Here is a 6,680-nt window from a genome sequence, read left to right as displayed (position 1 = left end):
CGCGGCATCACGTGTCCAATCGGTATACAGATCGTTATACAGAGGACGTACCGTCAAGAATCGTCTTCCTCGTCTCCGTCACCGTCGTCTTCCTTGGCCTTCATGGCTTCCTCCTCTTCCTCCGAGAGCATCCCCAGTTTGTGGCGGATCGCGGTCTTGATTTCTTCGCGCTCCTCCTCGTTCTCATCCAACCATTCCTTGGTTGCCTCCCGGCCCTGGGCGATGGTGTCGTCCTCATAGGAATACCAGGAGCCGCGCTTTTCAATGATGTCGTGCTCGGTTCCGAGGTCAATCAGCTCGCCGAGGGACGAGATGCCTTCCCCGTAGATGATGTCGAACTCCGCCTCCCGGAACGGCGGAGCCACCTTGTTCTGCTTGACGCGAACGCGGGTGCGGTTACCAACGACGTCCGATCCGTCTTTGACGGCACCGATCCGGCGGATGTCCAAGCGGACGGAGCAGTAAAACTTCAGTGCGCGGCCGCCGGACGTCGTCTCCGGGCTCCCGAACATCACCCCGATCTTCATTCGTATCTGGTTGATGAAGATGAGCACGGTCTTCGTCCGGTTGATCGTCCCTGCCAGCTTCCGGAGCGCCTGCGACATCAGTCGCGCCTGGAGACCGACATGGGAGTCGCCCATGTCCCCCTCCAACTCCGCCTGCGGAACCAGGGCGGCGACCGAGTCAATCACGATCACGTCCAGCGCGCCGCTGCGCACGAGCGTGTCGCAGATGTTCAGGGCCTGCTCGCCAGTATCGGGCTGCGAGATAAGAAGCTCGTCAATGTCGATCCCCAGCGCCTCCGCATAATTCGGGTCGAGCGCGTGCTCTGCATCGATAAAGGCACACGAGCCGCCCAGTTTCTGGGCTTCGGCGATGATATGCTGAGCGAGCGTCGTCTTACCGGACGCCTCCGGGCCGTAAATCTCGACGATCCGCCCGCGCGGGACGCCGCCGACACCGAGAGCCGCGTCGAGCGTCAACGATCCGGTCGGGATCGACTTGATCGCTCGATCGGGCTCTTCGCCCATCTTCATGATGGACCCTTTGCCGTGCTCGCGATGGATCTGCTTGACGGCAAGGTCCAAGGCTTTCTTCTTCTGACCGTTCTCGTCTGCCATGATGCAGTGGTTGCTTCGTGATTTCGGTTGAATGCGCAGCGAGCCTGCGCTGTGCCCGGGGCCGGGCGTCGACGATCACCTTCCCCGGTGCGTGCAAACCTTCACTCCTACCGGTATAGACACATCGACCGGAATAAACATAACATCGGAGGGGTGACATCCCGGTGTCACACGTAGACGCTGGGGCGTCCTGCCGTCGGCTCGATTCTTCTCTTCTTCTCTACCGCAAAGCGAAACGGGACCACGCGAAAATGGGTCCACACGGCAACACACGCGGCACATATTCCACACAGTAGTCGTGATATACTACGGCACGAGGGTCGCCGGGTTCGTCGCGGACCGAAGATTGAGGCCTACCAGAGCAGTTTTCGTCGGATCATCTCGAGCGCTGACGTGGCAAACAGCTCCTTGTTCAGCGAACGATCGTTCGTAAGTTGCAAACGGACGCTATCTACGTCCGTGGTGCCGTCATCCATGCGTTTCGCAAACCCGATACAGACCGTCCCGACCGGTTTTTCGTCTGATCCCCCTCCGGGTCCGGCAATCCCCGACGTGGAGATGCCGATCGAGGCATCCAGCCGTTCTGCAGCGCCAGCGGCCATTTGCTCAGCCACGGGCAGGCTCACGGCACCATACTCTCGAAGCGTCGAGGGCCCAACGCCGAGAACGTCCGTCTTGACGGCATTGGCATATGCAACGATTCCCCCGAGAAAGTAGTCTGATGATCCAGGTTCTGAGGTCAGCCGGTGGCCGATCAGGCCGCCTGTGGCGCTTTCGGCGGTCGCAACCGTTAGGCTTCTCTCGCGAAGCAATCCGCCGACCACGCCTTCCAGTGTGTCTTTTCCCGTACCGAAAATGTATTTTCCGATCCGACGTCGCAGCTCCTTCTCGAGAGCGTCGATCCGGTTCTCCGCGACGGCACGGTCTCTTGCGTAGGCTGTGAGACGCAGGCGCACGCCGTTCGTGGATGGCAGATAGGCCAGTTTCAGATCGTCCCCGAGCCAGTCGGACAGGTCGCCGATCTTCCGCTGAAGGCTGGATTCCGGAACGCCCGTCGTCAGGAGCGTTCGGTGAGCAAGGTCTTGTAGATCCGCTCGCGCAAGAAGACGCGGTTCGACGCCGTTTTCGTAAATCGACTTCATCTCCGGCGGAACGCCCGGCAGGACCGCAATCAGGCGCTCGTCTTTACGCGTGTCTGCATGCCAGAGGCCGACGGCAGTCCCGACGTCGTTTTGCAGCATGTCGAATCCACGAGGGACCGTGGCCAGATCTGCCACCTCCGGCGGCATGTCCCGACCGCGCCGTTCGTAGTATTGCTTCACCCGTGCGAGTAGCTCGTCATCCGTCTCCAGCGGCGCATCGAAGTACTGGCTGACGATCGACTTCGTGACATCGTCATGCGTCGGGCCGAGGCCGCCCGTGGTGATTACCAGGCGTGCGTCCCGGTACGACCGGTCGAGCTCCTCCGCAATTGCCCGCGGGTCGTCCCCGATTGTCACCGAGCGCTCAACGTGAACACCGATTCGGCTTAGCGCGTCACCAAGCCACGCGGCGTTGGTGTTGGTGGTCTGGCCAATGAGAAGCTCGTCACCGATGGTGAGCAGATGGGCCTTCATGTAGAAGTCGCTTCGAACGGGAAGACAATCGTGAGGCGGCGGACGACGCGCCGGAGTCAGTCCTCCTGACGGCTGTCAGACCACTCATCCGGATCCATGCGCCATTCAGAAAGGGATTCGAAGGCGGCGTCGGGAAGGTCGTTCTCCCGTCGGGCGACGTCGATCAGGGTCGAGAAGTCCGTCAGGGTGTGACAAGCCAGGTCGTGCTCCTGAAACGCGGACGCTGCGGCGGTGAGTTCGTAGGAGAAGATCGCTATCACAGCCAGCACGTTCGCACCGGCCGCCTGGAGGGCTCGTGCTGCCGAGAGTGCCGAGCCGCCGGTCGAAATCAGGTCCTCGATGAGGACGACGGTTTGCCCGCGTCGTACCACGCCTTCGATTCGATTTTGACGTCCGTGCGATTTGGCTTCGCCGCGCACGTAGGCCATCGGCAGATCGAGCCGGTCGGCCAGCCAGGCGGCATGCGGAATCCCGGCGGTCGCGGTTCCAGCCACTACATCCGGACTCGAGTGAAGGCGCCGCACGATGTGGTGAAACCCGTCGCGAATGGCGGTGCGGATGCGAGGGTATCCAAGCGTAACCCGGTTATCGCAGTAGATCGGCGATTGCATCCCGCTACTCCACGTAAACGGATCCTCGGGACGCAGGCTCACGGCACCAATCTGCAGAAGATCAGCAGCGAGAGCCCGCCGGACGTTCAGGTTATCCGGGTCGGCGTCACCAGGAGGTTCGACCGGCGGTAGTCGGGTGGATCGAGACGGCTGAGGCGGTGGAACGTCGGACGCATCCGGAGACGAATCCTCATCCGGTTCGGGATCCGGCATGTCGGGCAGGTTTTCCTCAGCGGCGTTCATGAAACGAGCCGTTTAGAACATATCGGAAGAATAGCGGTGGTTCCGTGCTACACGGCGTCATCTTGGGGCTGCAGTACGTAGAGAGCACCTGTAAACACAGTGAATGCGACCACGGCGTAGAAGAGGCCGATGGCGATGACGCTCTCCCGAAGAAGCCACACGGCGGTTGATTCAGCAGCCGTATATTCCAGTGCGCGAAGGATCATAATGATCCACAGGAAGAACAGCTGTAGCAGCGTCTTCCACTTCGCTGCACGAAACGTTTTCAGCGTCCGTCCCTGCGATTCGGCATAGGATCGAACGCCGGTCACCACAGCGTCGCGCAGGGCGATCAGTCCGACCCCCCACCAGGTCGCAACGGCCGGTTCGACGACGAGGAGCGTAACGAACGTGCCGAGTACGAGGATCTTGTCCGCCAGCGGATCGAGAAACTGACCGAGGCGGGACCGTGCCTCCATTCGACGTGCCAGGACACCGTCATAGTAGTCCGAAATTCCGGCGATCATAAAGCAGACGACCGCGGAAACCTGTCCGGCCAGCGTTGCAACGGTCAGAAACAGGAGCACCAGCGGCGTCAGCAGGATGCGGACGACCGTCAGCAGGTTCGGTATGTGGTGAAACGCCGTTTTCTGAGACATAGGATCGGCAATATAGGTGTGCCGGTCCACGATTTCTGCCCTGCCGGCGGGTCCCGTGGTGATGTTGACCGAATATGCACCCAAGGTACAGGCGGAGATCGTGGTCACAGATGGCCGCGCAGGTCGTGACGTCCTTAGCCGCAGCTCGCTTCGGCACCTGGGGCAGTCGTGGATGGCTTCTACGACAGCTTTTGACAGATCCGGCAGAATCTATCGCGGTCGATTGACCAGGCCAGAGCCATCAACTGACACACTGACATAGAATCGCCCGTCCGTCCCGGCAGGCATCGTTCTTGATCATATATGCTGTGACTTGCGAGGGTGCGATACGCACCGGACTGATCTGTTTCGCTATCCGACTTTCGAATTACAGCACTCGACGACTATGGGTAAAATTATTGGGATTGACCTCGGAACGACGAACTCCGTCGTTGCCGTCATGGAAGGCGGTGAACCGAAGGTCATTGAAAACGCGGAGGGCGCCCGGACGACGCCGTCCGTTGTCGCCTACAAGAAGGACGGGGAGCGTCTGGTCGGCGCACCGGCCAAGCGACAGGCGATCACGAATCCGGAAAATACGATTGCTTCGATCAAGCGCTTCATGGGCCGTAAGTACGGCGAAGTGGAGGGCGAGGTCGATGAGGTCCCGTATGAAATCATCAAGGGCGACAATGACACCGCTCGCGTGAAGCTCGGCGATCGCGAGTACACGCCGCAGGAAGTGTCGGCTATGATCCTGCAGAAGCTGAAGCAGACGGCCGAAGAATACCTCGGTGAAGAGGTGACCGACGCGGTGATCACGGTACCGGCTTACTTCAACGACGCCCAGCGTACGGCGACGAAAGAGGCAGGTAAGATTGCCGGTCTCAACGTTCGTCGCATCATCAACGAGCCGACCGCTGCGTCGCTGGCGTATGGGCTTGACGATGAGAAAGAGCAGGTCGTCGCCGTGTATGACCTCGGCGGCGGTACGTTCGACGTCTCCATCCTGGAGCTCGGAGACGGTGTCTTCGAGGTGAAGGCCACATACGGAGACACGCACCTCGGCGGAGATGACTTCGACCAGAAGCTCATCAACTACATCGCCGATGAATTCAAGAAGGAGCAGGGCGTGGATCTTCGCAATGACCCGATGGCCCTTCAGCGTCTCAAAGAGGCGGCCGAGAAGGCGAAAATTGAGCTTTCCAGTTCAACTACCACAACCGTCAACCTGCCGTTCATCACGGCAACGGATGAGGGTCCGAAGCACCTGAACCTGGACATCAACCGCGCAAAATTCGAGCAGCTCGTCGGTGATCTGGTTGATCGCACGATCGAGCCGATGAAGAAGGCGATGGACGATGCAGGTTACAACAAAGGCGACATCGACGAAGTGCTTCTCGTCGGTGGCTCGACGCGCGTCCCCCTCGTACAGCAGACGGTCGAAGAGTTCTTCGGTCGCGCTCCGAACAAGAGCGTAAACCCGGACGAAGTCGTGTCGGTTGGCGCTGCCATTCAGGGCGGTGTGCTCTCCGGCGACGTAGACGACGTTTTGCTGCTGGACGTGACGCCTCTCGGACTCGGTATCGAAACGCTCGGTGGCGTCATGACCGAGTTGATCCCGGCGAACACGACCATTCCGACGAAGAAGTCGGAGGTGTTCTCGACGGCTGCGGACAATCAGACGTCCGTCGAGGTCCACGTTCTGCAGGGCGACCGTGAAATGGCGAAGGACAACCGGACCATTGGTCGCTTCCACCTGACGGATATTCCGCCGGCCCCGCGTGGCACGCCGCAGATTGAAGTCACGTTCGACATCGACGCGGACGGCATCCTCAATGTCTCAGCCGCCGACAAGGCGACCGGCAAGGAGCAGTCGATTCGTATCGAAGCCTCCAGCGGTCTGACCGAGGAGGAAATCGCGAAGATGCGCGAGGACGCCGAACAGCACGCCGAGGAAGACAAGAAGCGGAAAGAGCGTGCGGAGAAGATCAACGAGGCTAACTCCATGGTCTACACCACGGAGCAGAACCTCGAAGAGTACGGCGATAAGATTCCGGAAGACAAGCGCGGCGAAATTCAGACGGCGCTTGACAACCTGAAGGAGCTTCTGGAAGACGTCGACGCGGACCAGGACGTCAGCAACGTCGAGGAATCCCTCGAAACGCTGAACGAGAAGTGGGCCGCTGCGAGCCAGGAGATTTACGCGGCGCAACAGCAGCAGGCCCAGCAGGGTCAGCCGCAGCCGGGTGCCGCGAACGGCTCGTCGTCGAGTTCGTCGTCGAGCAGCAGCTCGTCCTCGGAGGAGGACGTCCGCGACGCAGACTATGAGGTGGTTGACGAAGGCGACGACCAGTAAGCCTTCTCCCACACTGCGTCTGCGAGACCGGACGGATCCTCGCGATCCACCCTCGCAATGAAGCGCCCCGACCTCCCAGAGGCCGGGGCGTTTTTGTATTATCCAGCACTCGC

The 6,680-nt window shown here is 60.4% G+C and carries 5 protein-coding genes; 1 reads left to right on the top strand and 4 read right to left on the bottom strand.

The window, feature by feature from the left end; genetic code table 11:
- Window positions 1-53: 53 nt before the first annotated feature.
- From recA to ACFCU0_RS05100, 4 genes are all read right to left on the bottom strand, one after another.
- Complete coding sequence (gene recA, locus ACFCU0_RS05115) at window positions 54-1,121, bottom strand: recombinase RecA (RefSeq protein WP_434972588.1); 1,068 nt, start codon at window positions 1,119-1,121, stop codon at window positions 54-56.
- A 353-nt stretch (window positions 1,122-1,474) separates the two neighbouring features.
- Complete coding sequence (locus ACFCU0_RS05110) at window positions 1,475-2,737, bottom strand: competence/damage-inducible protein A (RefSeq protein WP_434972587.1); 1,263 nt, start codon at window positions 2,735-2,737, stop codon at window positions 1,475-1,477.
- A gap of 56 nt (window positions 2,738-2,793) precedes the next feature.
- Window positions 2,794-3,591, bottom strand: a complete 798-nt coding sequence (pyrE, locus tag ACFCU0_RS05105) for an orotate phosphoribosyltransferase (RefSeq protein ID WP_434972586.1) — start codon at window positions 3,589-3,591, stop codon at window positions 2,794-2,796.
- Window positions 3,592-3,638: 47 nt separating this feature from the next.
- Window positions 3,639-4,229, bottom strand: a complete 591-nt coding sequence (locus ACFCU0_RS05100; RefSeq protein WP_434972585.1) for a CDP-alcohol phosphatidyltransferase family protein — start codon at window positions 4,227-4,229, stop codon at window positions 3,639-3,641.
- A gap of 385 nt (window positions 4,230-4,614) precedes the next feature.
- Here ACFCU0_RS05100 and dnaK point away from each other — a divergent pair, with 385 nt between their 5' ends.
- Window positions 4,615-6,567 (top strand): molecular chaperone DnaK, encoded by a 1,953-nt coding sequence (gene dnaK / locus ACFCU0_RS05095; protein WP_434972584.1) that lies wholly within the window; start codon window positions 4,615-4,617, stop codon window positions 6,565-6,567.
- Window positions 6,568-6,680: the final 113 nt, after the last annotated feature.

The organism is Longibacter sp., from assembly GCF_051155795.1.
Lineage (GTDB): Bacteria > Bacteroidota > Rhodothermia > Rhodothermales > Salinibacteraceae > Longibacter.
This window is presented reverse-complemented; position numbering and strand designations above follow the sequence as displayed.

Excerpts from the sequence above, each read along its gene's own strand:
- dnaK (WP_434972584.1), top strand. The coding sequence starts at position 4,615 with ATGGGTAAAATTATTGGGATTGACCTCGGAACGACGAACTCCGTCGTT.
- pyrE (WP_434972586.1), bottom strand. The coding sequence starts at position 3,591 with ATGAACGCCGCTGAGGAAAACCTGCCCGACATGCCGGATCCCGAACCG.
- ACFCU0_RS05110 (WP_434972587.1), bottom strand. The coding sequence starts at position 2,737 with ATGAAGGCCCATCTGCTCACCATCGGTGACGAGCTTCTCATTGGCCAG.
- recA (WP_434972588.1), bottom strand. The coding sequence starts at position 1,121 with ATGGCAGACGAGAACGGTCAGAAGAAGAAAGCCTTGGACCTTGCCGTC.
- ACFCU0_RS05100 (WP_434972585.1), bottom strand. The coding sequence starts at position 4,229 with ATGTCTCAGAAAACGGCGTTTCACCACATACCGAACCTGCTGACGGTC.